The organism is Micromonospora sp. NPDC047527 (assembly GCF_040643015.1).
Classification (GTDB): Bacteria; Actinomycetota; Actinomycetes; order Mycobacteriales; family Micromonosporaceae; genus Micromonospora.
This window is the reverse complement of sequence record NZ_JBEYTK010000004.1, coordinates 230,100-249,744: the sequence shown is the minus strand read 5'-3', so window position 1 is coordinate 249,744 and position 19,645 is coordinate 230,100. Positions and strand designations below refer to the sequence as shown.

Sequence of the window (19,645 nt, the reverse complement as noted above, 5' to 3'; positions counted from 1 at the left end):
GTGTACGTCTCCGCGCGCAGCGACTACGCGCTCCGGGCCATGCTCGCCATCGCCGCCGCCGTTCGCGGCGGCGGCGGTGGCGGTGGTGGTGACGGTGCCGAGTTGGTGAAGGCGGCCAGCCTGGCCGAGGTGCAGGAGATTCCGCTCAGCTTCCTCCAGGGCATCCTGCTCGACCTGCGCCGGGCCGGCCTGCTGCACAGCCATCGCGGCGCCGAGGGCGGGTACGCGTTGACCCGGCCACCCGAGGAGATCACCGTCGGGGACGTGCTGCGCGCGGTCGGCGGCTCGCTGACCACGGTACGAGGGCTGCCCGCCGAGCGAGCCGGATACCACGGGGTGGCCGCGGGGCTCACCGACGTCTGGCTGGCCGTGCACGGGGCGATCGCCACCGTGGTCGACAGCACCACCCTCGCCGACCTGCTCGACCGCGAATCGACCGACCGAGCACCCACCGCATCATGATCATCTGGTCCGGCCGCCCACTGCGGTGGCGGTGTGGTCGGGCCGGTGCCCCGCCGGCCCGACCACACCTCGTACCGAGCTGACCGGGCCTGCCCCTCCGCCGGCGCCGGTCGGCCGGTCACTGCTCAGCCCACGTGCCCGACCGTCGGGCCAGAGCCCGGGTCGCCGGGGCTGCGCAGCTCCACCAGACCGGCGGGAGCGTTGCCCGTCGCGGTGGTCTGCCAGGGCATGAAGGCTGCAACCATGGCGAGCAGCAACCCGGCGAGCGCGACCACGACCACCAGGGTCAGTTCCCGCAGCGCTCCCGAGCCGGCTTCGCCCGCCATGGCCACCCCTTCCGCGCCGAGCCCCCCGCCCGGCGTCCCCCCGGTGGTCAGCTTTGCCCACATCGCGCCGGAAAACAGTCGGCCAGCCGACCCAACCGAGGCTGATTGCCGACTCAGCCGAACAGCCGGGGCCGCGACCACCGGCCGTTGACGCGGGGCCAGAACCGGACCACCGGGAAGACAAACCGACCCGCCCAGCCGAAGCGGGACGGGTCGGTCAGGGTGTGAACGGTCAGACGGTACGCGGGCGACGCGGCCGGCGGGACCGACCCGACGCACGGTGCGCCGGCCGGGCGGCGCCATCGGCGACCGGACCAGCGGCGGCGCGGCCCCGACCAGCGGCCACCGGCGGGGCCACAATGGTCACCGGCACGCCGGACGGCTCGCGGGCGCCGGTCACCCGGGCCAGCGACCCGTCACCCGGGCGGACCTGGACCGACTCGGGCCGGATGCCGGCGATGGACATCAGCCGGGACATGTCCCGGCGCTGCTCGGGCAGGACCAGGGTGACCACGCTGCCGGACTCGCCGGCCCGGGCGGTCCGACCACCCCGGTGCAGGTAGTCCTTCGCCTCGGTCGGCGGGTCCACGTTGACCACCATGTCGAGGCCGTCGACGTGGATGCCCCGGGCCGCCACGTCGGTGGCGACCAGAGCGGTCACCTGGCCGTTGCGGAACTGCTCCAGGATCCGGGTGCGCTGCGGCTGGGACTTGCCGCCGTGCAGCGCGGCCGCGCGTACCCCCTTGGAGAGCAACTGACGCGCGAGCCGGTCGGCGCGGTGCTTGGTGCCCATGAACAGGATGGTGCGGCCCTCGCGGGCGGCGATCCGGGTCAGCGCGTCGGGCTTGTCGACCGCGTCGACGTGCAGCACGTGGTGGGTCATCGCAGTGACCGTGGCGGTGCCCGGGTCGACCGAGTGGGTCACCGGGTTACTCAGGAAGCGGCGGACCAGGCGGTCCACGCCGCCGTCCAGAGTCGCGGAGAAGAGCATCCGCTGCCCCTGCGGGGCGACCTGCTCCAGCAGCTTGGTCACCTGCGGCAGGAAGCCCATGTCGGCCATCTGGTCGGCCTCGTCCAACACGGTGATCTCGACCTGGTCGAGCCGGGCGTCACCGCGGTTGATCAGGTCGTGCAGCCGGCCGGGGGTCGCCACGACCACCTCGGCGCCGGCGCGCAGCGCGTCCGCCTGGCGCTGCAACGACAGCCCACCGACGATGGTGGCGCAGCGCAGCCCGACGGCGCGGGCGTACGGAGCCAGCGCGGTGGTCACCTGCTGGGCCAACTCCCGGGTCGGCACCAGCACCAGGGCCAGCGGACGACCCGGCCGGGCCTTGCGGCCGGCGGTACGCGAGAGCAGCGGAAGCCCGAAGGCAAGGGTCTTGCCGGAGCCGGTGCGGCCCCGTCCGAGCACGTCCCGACCGGCCAGCGAGTCGGGCAGCGTGGCCGACTGGATCGGGAACGGCTCGTTGATGCCCTGCGTGGTCAGCGCGCTGAGCAGCGCCGGCGCCAGACCGGTGTGGGCAAAGGACGGAATAACTGTGGTCACGCAGGAGCCTTCCTCGACGCGGCACGTGTCGAGGGAGGGCGCCGAAGTCGGCGCTGTCACCAGCGGAAAAGGCCGCCAGGACTCACAAGCACGAACCGATTAGGGTACGGGCCGGCCCGCCGCCGGGCCGCCGCCTGCCTAGGCAGGTCGACGGCGGGGCGGGCCGGTCCCGTCACCGTCTCACCCGGAGGGCGCGACGGGTAGTACCGACCGATCCGAAGATCAGATCGGACGGATGTTCTCCGCCTGCGGGCCCTTCTGGCCCTGGGTCACCTCGAACTCGACCCGCTGGTTCTCGTCCAGGCTCCGGTAGCCGGAGGACTGGATCGCCGAGAAGTGGGCGAAGACGTCAGCGCCGCCGCCGTCCGGGGTGATGAAGCCGAAGCCCTTGTCAGCGTTGAACCACTTCACGGTGCCAATAGCCATGTGTTTCGTCTCCTTGACGGAACGTCGGACCCGCACTTGTTGCCGGTCCGAAGAGGAGCGCTCCGCGCGGGAATGCGCGAATCGCCTGTCGCTTCTGGTCGCCCCGCCCGGAGAACTCCGGACACAACAAAGAGCGCCTGGGGCCACAATTCCCGCCAGGCGCACACAGAGTCTCTGGTAACCAAAACTGCAACCCGTTCAAGCTAGCACGGATTTCCCCGCAGCGGTCAACCTTGGGCGGAATGCTCTGGCAAATGCGCGATCAAGGCCGTGAGCCCCGCCACATCCAGCAGGTCGGCCGGCCGGACCGTCGCCCCGGCCCGCACGTAGTGGAACGCCGCCCCCACCCGATCGACGGGCACACCCGCCAACTCCGCCCACGCCAGCCGGTACACGGCCAACTGCACCGCCGCCACCTCCGCCGCCGGCCCGACGGGCTGCGCGCCGGTCTTCCAGTCGACCACGTCGAACCGGCCACCCGGGCGGGCGAAGACCGCATCCATCCGCCCTCGCACCACCACGCCGGCGATCACCGTGGCGAACGGCACCTCCACCTCCACCGGCACCCGGTCGGCCCACTCGCTGGCCAGGAAACGCTCCTGAAGCTCCACCAACGCCTCATCCGGCGCCGCGTCCGCGTCCGCCGCGCCGGGAAGCTCATCCAGGTCGAGCAGCCGGTCGGCACCGAAGCGCTGCTCCAGCCAGGCGTGGAAGGCGGTGCCACGACGGGCGTACGGGTTGGGCTCGGTCGGCACCGGGCGGCGCAGCGTACGCGCCAGCGCCGCCGGGTCACGGCGCAACGCGACCAGCTGGGTGACGCTCAACTGCCCGGGCAGGGCCACCTCCACCGCGCCCGACAGCCGGGTCAGCTCGGCCCGCTCGGCCAGCAGCAGGTCCGCCTCGCGCCGCCAGCGCGCCACCTCCGGATCCACCTCCGGCTCGGCCGGGCCACCGGAGACCACCACCTGCGCCGGGCCGTCGGTCATCAGTCGGCGGACCAGCCCCGCCGCCTCGGACAACTCCGGCCGACGGCCACCCAGCGGATCGGCCGGCCACTCCGCGCGCAGCACCACCTCCGCCGTCGGGTTCGTGGCATCCGGCGTGGGCTCCGGCGCCCACGCGTCGACCAGGTGGCCCGGGCCGCCGTCCAGGCAGGTGTCGTACACCTCGCTCAGGAAGACCGACGGACCTCGCGGCCGCTTGGTCCCCTCCCCCCACCAGTACCCGGAGCAGAGCAGCAGCCGACGCGGCCGGGTCACCGCCACGTACGTCAGCCGGCGCTCCTCCCGCTCGTCGTGGGCCCGCCACGCGTCGGTGAAGTCGGTCACCGCCCGGGCCACCGCCCGCTGGTCGACCGCCTCGTCGAGCGCCAACTCGGGCAACCCGTCGGCGTCGCCGCGCAGCGGGAACGGCAACACGCCCAGCCCACCCAACCAGTGATCGGAGTTACGCACCGGCCCAGGCCACAGCCCACGACACAACCCGGCCACCGCCACCACGTCCCACTCCAGGCCCTTCGCGGCGTGCGCGGTCACCACCTGCACCGCGCCCTCCACCACCTCGACCTCGCCCGGTGCCAGGCCACGCTCCTCGTCCTCGGCGGCGGCCAGGTAGGACAGGAAACCGGCGAGGGTCGCGCCGGGCGTCTCCCCGCTGAACCGGGCCGCCACGTCGCCGAGAGCGTCCAGGTGACCCCGGGCCAGACCGGCGTCGCCGGCGCCGTCCCGGCCGGCCCGCACCGCGACCTCCACGTCCAGGCCGATGGTCCGCTCGATGTCCGCGATCAGATCCGGCAGGGCCTGGTCCAGGCGGTAGCGCAACAACGCCAACTCCCGGCCGTACGCGCGCAGCCGCGCGAAGCCCTCCGCCGAGTACGCCTGCGCCGGGCCGAGATCGGCCAGCGCCTCCACCAGGGTCGCCTCGTCCAGGAGGTCAGGGCTGATCTCCGAGTTGTCGTCGGCGGCCACCTGGCGTCGGGCGTTGGCGATCGCCCTCGCCCGCCGGTGCAGCGACACCAGGTCACGCGGCCCGATCCGCCAGCGGGCGCCGGTGAGCAGCCGCAGCAGCGCCGCCCCATCGGTCGGATCGGCCAACACGCGCAAGGTGCACACCACGTCCCGCACCTCGGGGGTGTCCAGCAGGCCACCCAGGCCCACCACCTCCACGGGCAGGCCACGCTCGCGCAACGCCGACTCGATCGCCGGGATCTGACTGCGGACCCGGACCAGCACGGCGGTGGTCGGCCGCTGCGCCACCGGAATGTGCTCGGGTGCCGCACCGGGCATCCGAGCCGCCCCCCGCCATGCGGCGAGCACGCTGTCGGCGATCCACGCCGCCTCGTCGGCGTACGTGGGCAGCAGCGCGCAGTGCACCGTGCCGCCGGCCGACCCCCCCGGGCTGCGATGCGGGATCGGGTCGCGGACGGTCAACGCGGAGCGCAGCTCCGGCACCCGCGCGCCGGCCGCGCGCAGCGGGGTGGAGAGCGCGTTAGCCACCCGCAGGATCTCCGGACGGTTACGCCAACTGGTGGTCAGCCCGAGCGCTGCGGCCGGCTCGCCGTCGGTCCGGGCGAACTCGGTGGGAAACCGGTCCAGGGTCCCGGCGCTGGCACCCCGCCAGCCGTAGATCGACTGGCACGGGTCACCCACCGCCGTCACCGGGTGCCCCCCGCCGAACAACGCGTTGAGCAGCACCACCTGCGCGTGGCTGGTGTCCTGGTATTCGTCGAGCAGCACCGCCCGGAACCGGTCCCGCTCGATCTCGCCGACCCCCGGATGATCCCGGGCCACCCGGGCCGCCCGGGCGAGCTGGTCGGCGAAGTCCATCGCCTCGAAGTCCTCCTTGCGCCGGGCGTACGCCCGCACCAGCGGCAGCAGACGCAGCCGGGTCTGCTGGAGGGCGAGCGCCTTGCGCACGTCCGCGTAGACCCGACCCGGGCGGGACTGCACCTCCGCGAAGAACCGACCCGTCCAGGCGGCCAGCTGATCCGGGGCGACCAGGTGCTCGTCCAGCTCCCCGGCGAGCGCCAACACCGCGTCGGTGATGGTGCTCGGCATCCGGTCCACCTCGGACATGTCGCCGTCGTAGTTGCGCACCAGCAGATCGACCAACTGCCAGCGGGACGCCTCGGTGAGCAGCCGCGTGGACGGCTCGTACCCGGCCCGCAGCCCGTGCTCGGTGACGATCCGCCCGGCGTACGAGTGGTACGTGGAGACGGTCGGCTCACCGGCGAGCGGGTCGTCCAGCGGGTCGCGACCCTGCCGGCCAACCCGGCGGATCAACTGGTCGAGCCGGGTACGGACCCGGTGGGCCAGCTCCCCGGCCGCCTTACGGGTGAACGTCAACCCGAGGATCTGCTCCGGGCGAACGTACGAGTTGGCCACCAGCCACACCACCCGGGCGGCCATCGTCTCGGTCTTGCCCGACCCGGCCCCCGCGACCACCAGCAACGGCTCCACCGGGGCGGCGATGATCGCGGCCTGCTCCCGGGTGGGCGCCGGCAACCGCAGCAGCTTGGCCAGCTCCACCGGCGTGTACCGAGGGCCGGAGTCCGCGCGGCGCGGCGTCGGTGCCGGACCGGCCCCGAACAGGGTGGGCTGACTCACGGTGCAAACTCTGTTCGCGACTGCGGGGCTCGCAACACCGGCTCACTCCTCGCGCTCACGGTGCTATCGCTGTTCGCGACTGCGGGGCTCGCAACACCGGCTCACTCCTCGCCCTCACGGGTGCGCCGGACGGTCGGCGGCTCGACGACCTGGCGGCCCTGCCCGGAGACCGGGCAACTGGTACGCACCGGGCAGACCCGGCACTTCGAGTTGGCCACCGCGGCGAACGTGGCGGCTGCCATCGTATCGGCGGTCCGCCGAACCAGCGCCGTCGCCCAGCCGGCCGCCGGACCCTCGCCCGCCGCCGGCTGGTTCTGCTCCCGGGCATCCTTCGCGGAGGTGCCGAGCTGCACGAGCGCCGCGCCACCGGACTCGTCGCCGAACTCGGCGAACGCCCCCGCCTCCACCGCCGCCTGGTAGGCGCCGAGCTGCGGATGCTCGGCCAACTCGGTGCCGGTGACCGCGGTGGACTTGCCGGTCTTCAGGTCGATCACCACCAGCCGCCCGTCCTCGTCGACCTCCAGCCGGTCGACCCGGCCGGTCAGCTCCACGGGCCGGTGCGGATCGTCCAGGCGCACCGCGAACTCGTGCTCGATGGCGAGCAGCCGACGCGGGTTGGTGGCCAGCCAACGCAGCAGCTTGTCGACCATCGCCTCGGCGCGCTCCCGCTCCGGGCCGGCCATCCACCGGGCGGCCAACTCGATCGCGTCGAACCGGGCGGCCACGTAGTCGAGCAGCGCACCCCGGTCGGCACTGGCGTCCTCGGCCAGCATCGCGGCGGCGTGCACCAGGTTGCCCACCCCCTGCGCCGTGCTGGTCGGGCCACTGCCGCCGTGCCGTTCCAGCAGCCAACGCAGGCTGCACCGCAGCGCGCTCTCCATCGCCGACGGGGTGACCCGCACCGGCTCCCCCTCGTCGACCAGCGGCCGGTCGTCGGAGAGCGCGCGCAGCCCCCACCAGTCGTCCGGGTGCGCGCCTGGCACGCCGGCGGCGGCGAGCCGCGCCAGTTCGGCCGCCGCCGCGCGCCGCCGGCCGGCCGGGGCGGCCGGGTCGGTGATGGCGGTACGCAGTTCCGCAACCAGCGCCGGCAGAGTGAGCGCCCGGGGCGGACGGGTCACCGGCAGAGCCCCCGGCCGGTCCGGCCCATCGTCGCCGTCACCAGCCGAGCCGCCACCGCCGGCCGCACCGTCGCCGCTGGGCGTGGTGTGCGGGTCGTCGCCGTCGGGGGGACCAGCGGTCGGCGGGCCGGTGCGTGGGCCGGGCGTCGAGGGCGGATCGACCGGCCCGGAGCCGTCCGGCGGCGCCGGCGGGGTGGTCGGGCGCAGTTCGTGGAGGAACCGGCTCGGCTGCTCCTCGTGGTCGTCCCCGCCGACCGCCGCCGACGCCACCGCGCTGACCAGTAGTCGGTGCCGGGCGCGGCTGATGGCGACGTGGAACAGCCGGCGTTCCTCGTCCAACAGCGCCGAGGTCTGTCCCACGACGTTCGCCGCGCGGGCACCTCCCACGGACCGGCCGGCGAGCACGTCGACCAGCCGTTCCGAGCCGAGCAGGCTGCCGCGCAGTCGCAGGTCCGGCCAGATGCCCTCCTGCACACCGGCCACCGCGACCAGGTCCCACTCCAGGCCCTTCGCGGCGTGCGCGGTGAGCAACCGGACCGCGGCACCCCGATCGGCGGTCGGCGCGATGGTGTCCGCCGGGAGGTCCTGGGCGAGCACGTGGTCGAGGAAGACCTCGGTACGGGCACCGGGCAGCCGGTCGGTGAAACGGGCCGCCGCGTCGAAGAGCACCAGCACGGCGTCCAGGTCCCGGTCGGCCGCCTCGGCCCGCCGCCGCCGCGCCAGGTCCCCCTCGCCAGCCTCCGGACGCCCCTGACCGATCGCGCCCGCCCAGCGCTCGGCCAGCCCGCTGCCGTGCCAGACGGCCCAGAGCACGGTCTCGGCGGTCGCGCCGGGCCGGGCGGCGGCGTCCCGAGCCGTGGCGAGCAGCCCGGCCACCGCCTGGGCGTGCTCCGCCCACCGCCGGTCGATGCCGGCCAGCTCGGCCGGGTCGCTCAGCGCCTCGACGATCAGCTCCCCGGACGGGCGCCGGTCACCACCGGCGAGCGCCATCGCGCGCAGGCCCTGCCGCAGCCGCCGCTCGGCCAGCGGGTCCGCTCCGCCCAGCGGCGAGTGCAGCAGCGCAACCGCCGCCTCCTCGTCCAGTCGCTCCGGCTCCAGCGCGCAGCGCAGCAGGAGCAGCAGCGGCGCCACCGCCGGCTGGAGATGCAACGGCAGGTCCTCGCCGTGCACCACGGTCGGTACGCCGGCCGCGTGCAGCGCCCGTTGCAGGCTGGGCAACTGCAGCGCGGTGGAGCGCACCAGCACCGCCATCCGCGACCATGGCACGCCGTCGAGCAGGTGGGCGGAGCGCAGCGCGTGCGCCAACCAGGCGGCCTCACTGGTCGCCGAGCGGAACGTGTGCACCTCGACCACGCCGGCGGGCGCATCCGGCAGGGGACGCAGCCGGCGGTGCGCCGCAGGGCCGCGCAACCGGCGGCCCAGCCGGGCGATCGCGGCGAGCAGGTCGGGCCCGGCCCGGTACGACGTGGTCAGCAGCACCTGCGCGGCCGGCGCGCCGGAGGCGGTGCGGAAACGGTGTGGGAAGGCGCTGACCGCAGCCGGGTCGGCGCCCCGGAAGGCGTACGTGGAGGAATCCGGGTCGGCGAACGCGACAAGCGACTTGCCGGCGCCGGCGATCACCGACAGCAGTTCGACCTGGGCGGGGTCGGTGTCGGCCAGCTCGTCGACGTACACGTGGGCGAGTCGGCGACGCTCGGCGGCCAGCAGTTCCTCGTCGTCGCGCAGCAGCCCGGTGGCCGCGCGGACCAGTTCCGCCGGGTCGTACGCGATCGAGCCCCGGTTGCTGACGTCGCGCAGCGCGAGCACCGCGACGTACTCCCGCAGGAAGCGCGCGGCGGCCGGCCAGTCGGCGCGGCCGAGCTTCTCGCCCAGCCGGGCCAGGTCGACCGGCCCGACACCGCGCTCGGCGGCGCGCATGAGCAAGTCGCGCAGTTGACTGGCGAACGCCCTGGTCCGCAGGGCCGGGCGCAGGTCGGTGGGCCAACCGACCGGGTCGTCCTCGGGCTCCTCGCCCACCACGTCCAACAGCTCGCGGATGATCAGATCCTGCTCGGGGCCGGTGAGCAGGCGGGGCGACGGCTCGCCGCGTTCGGCGGCGGCCCGGCGCAGCAGCCCGAAGGCGTACGCCGGGAAGGTGCGGACCAGCGGCTCGCGCAGCACCCGGTGGCCGTCCTGCGCGACCCGGGCCTCGATGCGCTGGCGCAGCGCGGTGGCGGCACGGCGACCGAAGGTGAGCACGAGGATCCGCTCAGGATCGACCCCCTCGGCGACCCGGGCGGCGACCGCCTCGACGAGGGTGCTGGTCTTGCCGGTGCCGGGGCCGCCGAGCACCAGCATCGGCCCGTCGGTGTGCCCGACGACCTCCGCCTGCGCCGGGTCGACCCGCCAACCCAGCCCTCCGACGGCAAGCACGGCCTCGGCGGCCTCGGTGGCCCCACCGACCCCGTACACCTCGGCCTCGGACACGGCATGACCCTCGGCCACGGCGTTGCCCGCGGACACGGCATGGCCCTGGGACGCACCGCTGCCGGCGGGCACGACGCCGCTGGCCGGCGCGCCCCCGCCCTCCGGCGCCGGCCCACCGGACCGCCGCACCAACCGGTACGCCTGCATCAGCTCATCCCATCACGCCCATATGACACCCACCCACACCACCCAACCACCCCATCTACCACCGTCGATCATGAAGTTAGCAGCACGACACGCCGACAACGACGTCGCTAACTTCATGATCAACGGGGCGAGAGCACGGGGCGAGAGCGGGGGCGGGGCCGCGGTGGGGGTCCAGCGGGTTAGGTTAGGGCGGATTCCAGGGTGTTTAGGGCTTCTGGGACGGTGGGGGCCACCGTTAGGAGGTCGCGGCCGCCGGGTTTGAGGAAGTTCTGGTCGGTGATCGTGTCGAGCCAGTCCAGCAGCGGGCGGTAGAAGCCGTCGGTGTCGACCAGCACCATCGGCTTACGGTGCAGGGCGAGGGTGGCGGTGGTCCAGACCTCGAACAGCTCGTCCAGGGTGCCCAGCCCGCCGGGCAGGGTGAGAAACGCGTCCGACTTGTCGATCATCACGGTCTTGCGGCTGGCCATCGAGTCGGTCACCAGCAGCTCGTCCGAAGCCAGGTCGGCGACCTCCAGATCGACCAGCAGCTGCGGGATCACGCCCACGGTGCGCCCCCCAGCGACTCGGGCGCCGTCGACCAGGGCACCCATCATGCCGACACGGCCACCGCCGCTGACCAGCGTGTGCCCGCGCCGGGCCAGCTCCGCGCCGGTCTCGTAGGCGAGGTCCAACCAGCGCTGGTCGAGGGTGCGCGACGAGGCGCAGAAGACACAGATCGCCGCCATCAGCTCTCCCGGGACTGGTCGGCGGCCTGCTCGGCGGCGGCCTGCTGGTCGGCACCGGTACGGGCGACGGCCTCGTCGCGGACCGCCTCCTGCTCGACGGAGAGCGCCGCCTCGGCCTCGACGATGTGGCGGACCGCCGCGTTGACGTCGTCGGTGACGCAGATCAGGTCGAGGTCGACCGGGCCGATCTTGCCTTCGGCGGCCATCGTGTCGCGCAGCCAGTCGAGCAGCCCCTGCCAGTAGGCGACGCCCATCATGACGACCGGGAACCGGGTGACCTTGCCGGTCTGCACCAGGGTGAGCGCCTCGAACAGCTCGTCCAGGGTGCCGAAGCCGCCGGGCAGCACGACGAACGCCTGCGCGTACTTGACGAACATCGTCTTGCGGGCGAAGAAGTAGCGGAAGTCGATGGCCAGATCGACCCAGTCGTTGAGGCCCTGCTCGAACGGGAGCTCGATGCCGAGCCCGACGGAGAGGCCACCGGCCTCGCTGGCGCCCCGGTTGGCGGCCTCCATCACACCCGGCCCACCCCCGGTGATCACCGCGTAGCCGGCGCGGGCCAGCGCGGCGCCCACCTGCTCGGCGAGCTGGCACTCGGCGCTGTCCGGGCTGCTGCGCGCGGAACCGAAGACGCTCACCGCCGGCGGCAGGTCGGCGAGGGTGTCGAAACCCTCGACGAACTCGGACAGGATGCGCAGCGCACGCCAGGCGTCCCTGGTCTTCCAGTCGCCCCGCCCACGCGAATCCAGCAGTCGCTGGTCGGCAGTGCTGGTCGGGATCGCCCCCCGGCGCAGCGTGACCGCGCCCCGATGCCGCTCCTGACCTGGACCGCGACCGGCCTCCCGCGCGTTGCTCTGGCTCATGCAGCAACCGTAGTGGAGCCGTACCTGCCCGGTGCGCGGGGCAGGAACGGCGAGAAAAAGTTCATGATCTTGGGCAACTATTTGGCTTCCCCGTACGTCTTACTATTCACATACCGGGTATGCCCGGGCGCGCGCCTTCGGGGGAGGAGACAGCGTGATCAGCAACAGCGAGATGATCCGGATCCGTCGACAGATGCAGCGACGGATCCGAGATGTGGTGGCCGAGCGCCGCCGCACCCGCCTGCTGGACCCTGCCCTGTCGCCCGCCGCCTCCGGAACCGATCAAGAGGTTCGCGCCGCCGACAACGGGCCAGGCTGACGCGAACCTCTTGATCACCGGCGAGAGCCGGCGGTGTGGACACGGCCGAGTCAGGCCGGGGCCAGCCAGCGGTGCAGGGTTGCCGCACCGTCGCGGATCTTGCTGATCTCTACGTGCTCGTCCTTGTGGTGGGCGAGGTTGGGGTCACCCGGGCCGAAGTTCAGCGCGGGGATCCCCATGGCCGCGAACCGGGCCACGTCCGTCCAGCCCAGCTTGCCGATGGGCGCCGCGCCCACCGCCGCCACGAACTCCTTCGCCGGAGCGGCCTCCAGCCCGGGAGGCGCGCCGGCCGCCGCGTCGGTCACCTTCACCTCGAAGCCAGCGAAGACCTCCCGCAGGTGCGCCTCCGCCGCCGCCGGGTCACGGTCCGGCGCGTACCGGTAGTTGACCTCGATCTCGCAGTGATCGGGGATCACGTTGCCGGCGACACCACCGTTGATCCGCACCGCGTTCATGCCCTCGCGGTAGTCGCACCCCTCGATGGTGACCCGGCGGGCCTCGTACGCCTGGAGTCGCCGCAGCACCTCACCGGCCGCGTGGATCGCGTTCACACCGTGCCAGGAGCGCGCCGCGTGCGCCCGCTCACCCGTCGTCGTCACGATGGCCCGCATGGTGCCCTGGCAGCCCGCCTCGACGATGCCGTACGTGGGCTCCAGCAACACCGCGAAGTCCGCCTCCAGCCACTCCGGGAACGCCTGGCCGACCAGGGTCAGCCCGTTGTACCGGGACTCGATCTCCTCGGCCTCGTAGAAGAAGTACGTCACGTCGTAGCGCGGCTCGGGCAACGTCACGGCCAGGTGCAGCGCGTACGCGACGCCAGACTTCATGTCGGAGGTGCCGCAGCCGTACATCAGGTCGCCGCGCATGGTCGACGGGAAGTTGTTGTTCAGCGGCACCGTGTCCAGGTGCCCGGCCAGCACGACGCGCTGCGACCGACCGAGGTCGGTGCGCGCCATGATCGTGTTGCCGTGCCGGTGGGTGGTCAGGTGCGGTACGCCCCGCAGCACCTCTTCGACGCAGTCGGCGATCGCCTTCTCGTTGAGGGACACGGACTCTATGTCGACCAGTACGCGGGTCAGCTGCACCGGATCGGCGAGGACCTCGGGGGTCAGCGGGTTCTCCATGGTTCGCACGGTACCTTCAGGTCTGTCAGCGCGAAGAGCGAGCTTACGGGCCACCGGGGCGAGCGTGGGAAGCCCCGCAGTCGTGCGCAGAGGCCGGCCCGGCCGCGACCGAGAGGTGAAACAGTGACGTCCGCAGATTCCGCCTGGGGCATCGGCCTGGCGACGGTGACCGCAGACGAGCAGGTGCTCGACACCTGGTACCCGACCGGCAAGCTGGGCCTGGGTGAGCTGCCGCTGGTCGCCGGTGAGGACCAGTCGGACGTGCTCGACCTGCCGCCGACGGCGCTCGGCGACCGGCCGCTGCCTGGTCTGCGTACCGTGCAGGTGGTCACCGTCATCGGCTCGCTGGACGACCCGATCAAGGACGCCCCGGACGCGTACCTCCGTTTGCACCTGCTCTCCCACCGCCTGGTGCGACCCAACCAGCTCAACCTCGACGGCATCTTCGGCAAGCTGGCCAACGTGGCCTGGACCTCCGCCGGGCCGTGCCCGCCGGAGCGGGTGGACGAGCTGCGGGTGATCGAGCGGGCCGCCGGCCGCCACCTGGCGGTGTACGGCGTGGACAAGTTCCCCCGGATGACCGACTACGTGGTGCCCTCGGGTGTGCGGATCGCCGACGCGGACCGGGTCCGGCTCGGCGCGCACCTGGCCGCCGGCACCACCGTGATGCACGAGGGCTTCGTCAACTTCAACGCCGGCACCGTGGGCACCTCGATGGTGGAGGGCCGGATCGTGCAGGGCGTGCTGGTCGGCGACGGCTCCGACGTCGGCGGCGGCGCCTCGATCATGGGCACGCTCTCCGGTGGCGGCACCGACAGGGTGAGCATCGGCGAGCGCAGCCTGATCGGCGCGAACGCCGGTGTCGGCATCTCCCTCGGCGACGACTGCGTGGTCGAGGCGGGGTGCTACATCACCGCCGCCTCCAAGATCACCCTGCCGGACGGCCGGGTGGTCAAGGCCCGCGAACTGTCCGGCGTCGACGGCCTGCTGTTCTGGCGCAACTCGGTGACCGGCGCGTTGGAGGCCCGCCCGCGTACCGGCCGGGGCATCGAGCTGAACGCCGCCCTGCACGCCAACGACTGACGTACCCGCCGGGTCCGCGGCGCTCGGCCGCGGACCCGGAGGGGGTACGCCTCAGCGCAACCGGTACGCCTGGATGATCCGTTGGGTCACCGTGTTGCCTGCGGCGTCCCGGGCGGTGGCCCGCAGGGACGCGTAACCGGGCCCGGCGGGATGCCGGACGGTGGCCGTCCAGCCGTGCCCGCCCTTGCGGACCTGGGCGGCCCGCCAGGTCTTGCCGCCGTCGTAGGAGACGTCGACTGTCAACTTCTGCACCCGGGCGGCCGGCGCGCCGGGCTGCGGCTCCACCCGCACCGGGACGACGAAGCTCCGCCCGGCCGGAGCGCTGTTGTCGACCCGCAGCGGAGGCGCGAAGCGCACCGCCATCAGGGGCAACCGGGCCGGCGCGTCACCGGCGACGTGCTTCGACCGGAAGGTCCAGCTCGACTCCACCTCGGTGCTCAGGTCGGTGAAGCTACGCGTAGCCGACGTGCTGAGCCGGTAGTCCGCCGCGCCCGGCGGCACTGCGAACTCGCCGTAGCCGGCGAACTCGCTCTCGCCGACCAGCTTCCCGTTGCGCCACAGGCTGGTTCGCTCGGTGTCGGTGAGTGAACCGCCCGGGTGCCCCGCTGCGTCGCTGAAGATCGGCAGCCCGACCAGGATGGTGTCACCGATCCGGGTGACGCTCTGCTCGGGCCAGCGCGGGGCCGGGAACGACGGCCCGTACGGCGCCTGGTTCCAGTCCTCTCCGACGGTCCGCCCGGCCCGGTACGCGGTGGGTGTGGAGGAGAGCAGCGCCTTCAGGTTCAGCCAGCCGTCCTCGTCCCGCGTCCCGAAGCCGATCTCGGACTCCCACTTCACGCCCCGGGTGTTGTAGTGCTCGACCCGCTGACCCGGTACGGCTGTGGGTAGGACCAACGCGGAGCCGCCGGTGTTGTACCCCACATCGGCCAGCACCAGCCGTTCGGCCTCCAGCCCCGGGTAGCCGCCCCGGAACTGGTGCACGACTGTGGCCAGGTCCCGCCGCGCGTAGTTCCGGACGAAGCCGGTAGGCATCCGGCCCGGGACCGCTTCGGCCAGCGCGTACAGGTAGGGGCTGGGCGCCGCGCCCGGCTTGATCCACTGACTGCTGACGGTGGCCACGAACCGGTCCGCGGAGGCCGGCTTGCCGATCGGGCCGGTGGTCAGGCCGGTGAAGGTGTCCGTCCAGAGCCCGATGCCGTACGAACTGCCGTCATCGGCGGTGAAGACCGTGCTGACATCGATCAACTCCGGGGTGGCACCCCGTTCCGGGATGGTCGTCCGAACCGGCTTCGCCCAACGGGCATCGACGGTGATCCGCGTGTCGCGCTCCACGGTCAGCTCGGGCTGCGCCAGCATGGACAGCCCGGCCGGCTCATCGTCCGGCCCGGCCTCGAAGACCAGGCTGTTCAGGCCGTACTTCCCCTTGGGCAGCCGTACCGTGGCCACCCCGTCGGTGCCGTAGAGGTCCCAGAAGCCGAAGCCAGCCAGCCCGACCAGGAGCGTGGAGTAGTCCGCCGTTCGCACACCGGCGCGGTTCAGGTGCTCCACCGTCAGCGTGTAGCTCTCCACCTCCCGGTGCACGGCCAGCGGCGTGACCGCGACCGTCGACCCGGAGCGGGCGACGACCCGTCCGGTCCAGTAGCCGTCGACGTCGCCGAGCCGCGTGTCCGCGGTGACAGTGGTCGCGGCCGTGCCGCCCGCCGGCACGGTGAGCTGGCTCGCGCCGAGCTGGAACATGCCGGCCGGAAGCGCCCGCCCGTCGGGGCCCGCGCCCTCGACGCTCAGGTCCAGGGTGACCGGGCCGGGACCGTCGTTGCGCCAGGTCACCGTGCGGGTGATCGGGGCGTCGTCGCCGTGCGGCCAGAGGGCGCGCCCGAACGAGACACTCGCCGGCTCGGTGCTGACCAGCTGGGTGATCGTGTGAGCGATGTCGACCCGCCCGGCGCCCTGCTGGTAGGCGGTCTGCGTCGGGTGCGGCTTGGCGGCGGCCATCAGGGTCGCCTTGAGCCGCTCGGCCCGCCAGCCCGGATGCTGCTGGGCCAGCAGCGCCGCCGACCCGGCCACGTGCGGGGTGGCCATGGAGGTGCCGGAGATCGCGACGTAGCGCTCCCCCACCGGGTCGCCGATCACACCGTTGGCGGCTCGTGCGGCGACGATGTCGACGCCTGGCGCGGTGATGTCCGGCTTGATGGCGTCGTCCCCGACGCGAGGACCCCGGCTGGAGAAGTCGGCCAGCTCGTCGTCGCGGTCCACCGCGCCCACGGCGAGCGCGGCGTCCGCGCTGGCCGGGGAGCCGACCGAGCCGTCCGCGCCGCTGTTGCCGGCGGCGGTGACGAAGAGGGCGCCGGTCTGCGCGGTCAGGGTCTGCACCGCCTCCTCCAGCGGGTCGACCTCCGGGGTGTCCCAGCCGCTGAGGCTCATGTTGATCACGGAGGCCTTCTTCTCCACCGCGGCCCACTGCATTCCGGCGAGGATCGCCGATTCGGTGCACCCGGCGTCCTCGCAGACCTTGCCGTCCAGCAGCGTCGCATCCGGCGCCACGCCCCGGTACTTACCGCCGGAGGCCGCTCCGGTGCCGGCGATGGTCGAGGCCACGTGGGTGCCGTGACCGACCGTGTCCCGACCGTCGGTGACTTCGGTGAAGTTGCGTGCCTCGGCCACCTTGCCGGCCAGGTCCGGATGGGTCGCGTCGACGCCGGTGTCCAACACGGCCACGGACACCCCCTTGCCGGTGAGCCCGGCCGCCCACGCGGCTGGCGCGCCGATCTGCGGCACGCTGTGATCAAGGGTCACCCGGCGGCGACCGTCCAACCAGATCCGCTCGACGCCCCCCGCCGCGCCGAGCCGGGCCGCGCCGGGGCCGGTGGTGATCGTCGCCCAGACCGCGCCGAGGGAGGACTTGCCGGTGCTCAGGGCTGCGCCGCGGATCGCCGGCAGATCCTGGGTCACCCGGGCACCGGGCAGCGCGCCGGCCACAGTTCGGGCGGTGCCCGCCGAGCCGTACGAGACGAGCAGCGGCAGGGTGTTCCGGTGGGCGTCGTCGTAGCCCGATTCGACCAACTCGGTGACGTCGAAGAGTCGCGGGTCGACCCGGCCTGCGCGGAGCAGTGGCAACGCGTCCTGTGGCGTCACCGACAGGTGGCCGCGTTCGCGTCGAACGAGGAACCGTACGTCCTCGCGGCCGACGCCCGGTCGGACGGCGGCGCCGGACCCGCTGACGGTCACCCGGTCACCGGTGATGAGGGTGACCGTGGCCGATCGGTCGGCGATGGGCGCACCCGGGGTGGCCGGGCGGGTCGCCAGGCCCGCCCGGTCCGGCGTACCGGGCACAGCGGCGGAGGCGGGGGCGGGGACCGGCGCGGCGAGCGCCAGTACGGACACGAGGCCGAGAGCGGCCAATCTTCTGATGTGGTGCAACGGATCCTCCTCGGTGGAACGTCCTTACCACGGGAGACGCATTGACAGTCATCAGAGTTGCATACTGGGTATGCAGATGGAAGTCCCGAATATGACGATCTGAACAACCGTCGCGGACCAGGGACGGCATGATCGGGCGGTGACCTCCATGAAGGACCGCATGCTCGCCGGCGAGCCCTACCTCGCCGACGACCCCGAGATCGTCGCCGACCGGGACCGGGCCGCCCTGCTGATGGAACGCTTCAACACCAGCCCCGCGGCCGATCCGCAGGCACAGCTCGCGGCGCTGCGCGAACTGCTCGGTCAGCTCGGTGAGGACACCTGGATCCGGCCACCGTTCTACTGCGACTACGGCTGGCAGATCCGGATCGGGCCCCGCAGCTTCGTCAACTACCAGTCGGTCTTCCTCGACGTCGCCCCGATCACCATCGGCGCGGACGTCCAGGTCGGTCCGAATGTGCAGCTCCTCACCCCGACCCACCCGGTGGAACCCGACCCCCGGCGCGACAAGTGGGAGGCCGCCAAGCCGATCACGATCGGGGACAACGTCTGGCTCGGCGGCGGCGCGATCGTGCTGGCCGGGGTGACGATCGGCGCGAACACCGTCGTCGGCGCGGGCGCGGTGGTCACCCGGGACCTGCCCGCCAACGTCGTCGCCGTCGGCAATCCCGCCCGGCCGGTCCGCGAACTGGCCTGACGGCGTCGACCCCGACGGGCGGTCAGGCGGCTGGCGGCTCGGGCAGGCGGACCACCAGGTCGGCCTTGTCGGCGGTGGGCGTGATCAGGGCGGCGTTGGCCTCGTCGCTGCCCAGCGCCCAGGCCCGCGCCTCTTCCGGCGAACGCCCGAACGCCTCGTGCCGGGCGGTCAACCGGCGCAGACGCAGCTCGACGTCCAGGTCGAGGAACCACACCTCGTGCAACAGCGTCCGGACCTCCTGCCACGGGAAGTCCGGCAGCAGCAAGTAGTTGCCCTCGGTCACCACCAGGCGGACCGACGGCGGCACCTCGATCGACCCCGCCACCGGCTCCTCCAGCTCCCGGCGGAACTCCGGCGCGTACACCGAGGTCGGCTCCAGCCGGTGCAACCGGCGCAGCAGCGAGACGTACCCGTTGGCGTCGAAGGTGTCGACCGCGCCCTTGCGGTCGGCGCGGCCCAGCCGGACCAGCTCCGACTGCGCCAGGTGGAAGCCGTCCATCGGCACCAGCCGAGCGCTCGGCCCGACCTCGGCGACGACCCGCTCGGCGAGCGTGGACTTGCCGGCACCGGGTGCCCCGGTGATGCCGAGCAGTTGGCGCGGACCGGCCTCGGCCAGCGCCCGCGCCCGGGCCACCAGCTCGTCGAAGGCCAGCACCCGGGCCGGCGTCATCAGCCCAGCACCGGTTCGCTGATCGTGAACCGCGCCCGCACGGCAGCCTGGACGGTCTGCGGCTGAGGGTCCAGCTCCAGGTCGGGCACACCGCCACCCGCGCCGCCCCCGACCTCGAACGCCGCGCGGGCGAACATCGGCCGGTCGGCCGGGCCGGTGTCGGCCAGCTCGATCAGGGCGGTGACCCGGGCACCGAGCGCCTCGGCGTACTCCCGGGCGCGCAGCAGCGCGTCGCTGATCGCGGCGTGCCGCGCCTCGCGGTGCGCGGGGCTGTCCGTACGCAGCTCCCACCAGGGCCCGGCCACCTCGACCTGGTCCTGATCGGCCAGCCGGAGCATCAGCTCGCCGAGCGCGGTGAAGTCGGTGACCGTGACAGTGGTGGTGACGCTGCCGTGCCAGGCCACCACGCGCTCGCCGGAGCGCCGCGTCTCGGGCCAGACCCGCAGGTCGCCGGTCTCCCGCCGGGCCACCGTCTGCTCTGAGCCGTCCAGCAGCACCCGCACGGCGGCGGCCCGCTCGGCCAGCCGGGTCAGCGTCGTCTCCCGATCGCGGTCACGGGCCTTCGCGGTGACCGCGAAGCGGGCCAGCTCGGGCGGCACCTCCCGGTACGCCTCGCCGCGCACCTCCACCACCGGGCCGTCCATCGCCATG

General features: G+C 73.3%; 15 protein-coding genes. 4 read left to right on the top strand and 11 right to left on the bottom strand.

Annotated elements, in window-relative coordinates; translation table 11 throughout:
- Entirely contained in the window at positions 1-462 is a 462-nt protein-coding gene (locus ABZ808_RS17885; RefSeq protein ID WP_357007375.1) for an Rrf2 family transcriptional regulator, read from the top strand.
- A gap of 125 nt (positions 463-587) precedes the next feature.
- Here ABZ808_RS17885 and ABZ808_RS17880 read toward each other — a convergent pair whose 3' ends face one another.
- The 7 genes from ABZ808_RS17880 to ABZ808_RS17850 all read right to left on the bottom strand — a co-directional run bounded on the left by ABZ808_RS17880 (position 588) and on the right by ABZ808_RS17850 (position 11,684).
- The gene (locus ABZ808_RS17880) at positions 588-788 is read right to left on the bottom strand and encodes a hypothetical protein (protein ID WP_357007372.1); all 201 of its coding nucleotides are present in this window, start codon (positions 786-788) and stop codon (positions 588-590) included.
- Positions 789-1,020: 232 nt separating this feature from the next.
- A complete protein-coding gene (locus ABZ808_RS17875; protein ID WP_357007370.1) occupies positions 1,021-2,334 on the bottom strand; it encodes a DEAD/DEAH box helicase in 1,314 nt (437 codons plus the stop codon).
- Between the two features lie 222 nt (positions 2,335-2,556).
- Entirely contained in the window at positions 2,557-2,760 is a 204-nt protein-coding gene (locus ABZ808_RS17870) for a cold-shock protein (protein ID WP_101369720.1), read from the bottom strand.
- Between the two features lie 227 nt (positions 2,761-2,987).
- Positions 2,988-6,365 carry an ATP-dependent DNA helicase gene (locus tag ABZ808_RS17865; protein ID WP_357007368.1) on the bottom strand — a complete coding sequence of 1,126 codons (3,378 nt, stop codon included), beginning with the start codon at positions 6,363-6,365 and terminating at the stop codon, positions 2,988-2,990.
- A gap of 101 nt (positions 6,366-6,466) precedes the next feature.
- Positions 6,467-10,096, bottom strand: a complete 3,630-nt coding sequence (locus ABZ808_RS17860) for a PD-(D/E)XK nuclease family protein (protein WP_357007365.1) — start codon at positions 10,094-10,096, stop codon at positions 6,467-6,469.
- 179 nt (positions 10,097-10,275) lie between these two features.
- Positions 10,276-10,821: a TIGR00730 family Rossman fold protein gene (locus tag ABZ808_RS17855; RefSeq protein ID WP_357007362.1), complete on the bottom strand. Its 546-nt coding sequence runs from the start codon at positions 10,819-10,821 to the stop codon at positions 10,276-10,278.
- Complete coding sequence (locus ABZ808_RS17850; RefSeq protein ID WP_357007359.1) at positions 10,821-11,684, bottom strand: TIGR00730 family Rossman fold protein; 864 nt, start codon at positions 11,682-11,684, stop codon at positions 10,821-10,823. Before ABZ808_RS17850 ends, ABZ808_RS17855 begins: the two co-directional genes overlap by 1 nt.
- Before the next feature lie 154 nt (positions 11,685-11,838).
- Here ABZ808_RS17850 and ABZ808_RS17845 point away from each other — a divergent pair, with 154 nt between their 5' ends.
- Positions 11,839-12,003, top strand: coding sequence for a hypothetical protein (locus tag ABZ808_RS17845; protein ID WP_357007356.1), 165 nt, complete (start codon positions 11,839-11,841; stop codon positions 12,001-12,003).
- A 50-nt stretch (positions 12,004-12,053) separates the two neighbouring features.
- Here ABZ808_RS17845 and dapE read toward each other — a convergent pair whose 3' ends face one another.
- Positions 12,054-13,127, bottom strand: a complete 1,074-nt coding sequence (gene dapE, locus ABZ808_RS17840) for a succinyl-diaminopimelate desuccinylase (RefSeq protein ID WP_357007354.1) — start codon at positions 13,125-13,127, stop codon at positions 12,054-12,056.
- A 123-nt stretch (positions 13,128-13,250) separates the two neighbouring features.
- Here dapE and dapD point away from each other — a divergent pair, with 123 nt between their 5' ends.
- Positions 13,251-14,210, top strand: a complete 960-nt coding sequence (gene dapD / locus ABZ808_RS17835) for a 2,3,4,5-tetrahydropyridine-2,6-dicarboxylate N-succinyltransferase (protein WP_357007352.1) — start codon at positions 13,251-13,253, stop codon at positions 14,208-14,210.
- 51 nt (positions 14,211-14,261) lie between these two features.
- Here the strand turns inward: dapD and ABZ808_RS17830 are convergent, their stop codons facing one another.
- Positions 14,262-17,627, bottom strand: coding sequence for a S8 family serine peptidase (locus ABZ808_RS17830; protein ID WP_357007350.1), 3,366 nt, complete (start codon positions 17,625-17,627; stop codon positions 14,262-14,264).
- A 139-nt stretch (positions 17,628-17,766) separates the two neighbouring features.
- Here ABZ808_RS17830 and ABZ808_RS17825 point away from each other — a divergent pair, with 139 nt between their 5' ends.
- Entirely contained in the window at positions 17,767-18,324 is a 558-nt protein-coding gene (locus ABZ808_RS17825) for a sugar O-acetyltransferase (protein WP_357007348.1), read from the top strand.
- Positions 18,325-18,346: 22 nt separating this feature from the next.
- Here the strand turns inward: ABZ808_RS17825 and ABZ808_RS17820 are convergent, their stop codons facing one another.
- Positions 18,347-18,994: a nucleoside/nucleotide kinase family protein gene (locus ABZ808_RS17820; RefSeq protein ID WP_357007346.1), complete on the bottom strand. Its 648-nt coding sequence runs from the start codon at positions 18,992-18,994 to the stop codon at positions 18,347-18,349.
- Positions 18,994-19,644, bottom strand: a complete 651-nt coding sequence (locus ABZ808_RS17815; RefSeq protein WP_357007343.1) for an SIMPL domain-containing protein — start codon at positions 19,642-19,644, stop codon at positions 18,994-18,996. The genes ABZ808_RS17820 and ABZ808_RS17815 overlap by 1 nt, the downstream gene beginning before the upstream one ends.
- Position 19,645 lies beyond the last annotated feature (1 nt).

Coding starts and splice junctions, on each gene's coding strand:
- dapE (WP_357007354.1), bottom strand. CDS start 13,127: ATGGAGAACCCGCTGACCCCCGAGGTCCTCGCCGATCCGGTGCAGCTG.
- ABZ808_RS17860 (WP_357007365.1), bottom strand. CDS start 10,096: ATGCAGGCGTACCGGTTGGTGCGGCGGTCCGGTGGGCCGGCGCCGGAG.
- ABZ808_RS17850 (WP_357007359.1), bottom strand. CDS start 11,684: ATGAGCCAGAGCAACGCGCGGGAGGCCGGTCGCGGTCCAGGTCAGGAG.
- ABZ808_RS17815 (WP_357007343.1), bottom strand. CDS start 19,644: ATGGCGATGGACGGCCCGGTGGTGGAGGTGCGCGGCGAGGCGTACCGG.
- ABZ808_RS17880 (WP_357007372.1), bottom strand. CDS start 788: ATGGCGGGCGAAGCCGGCTCGGGAGCGCTGCGGGAACTGACCCTGGTG.
- ABZ808_RS17855 (WP_357007362.1), bottom strand. CDS start 10,821: ATGGCGGCGATCTGTGTCTTCTGCGCCTCGTCGCGCACCCTCGACCAG.
- ABZ808_RS17820 (WP_357007346.1), bottom strand. CDS start 18,994: ATGACGCCGGCCCGGGTGCTGGCCTTCGACGAGCTGGTGGCCCGGGCG.
- ABZ808_RS17870 (WP_101369720.1), bottom strand. CDS start 2,760: ATGGCTATTGGCACCGTGAAGTGGTTCAACGCTGACAAGGGCTTCGGC.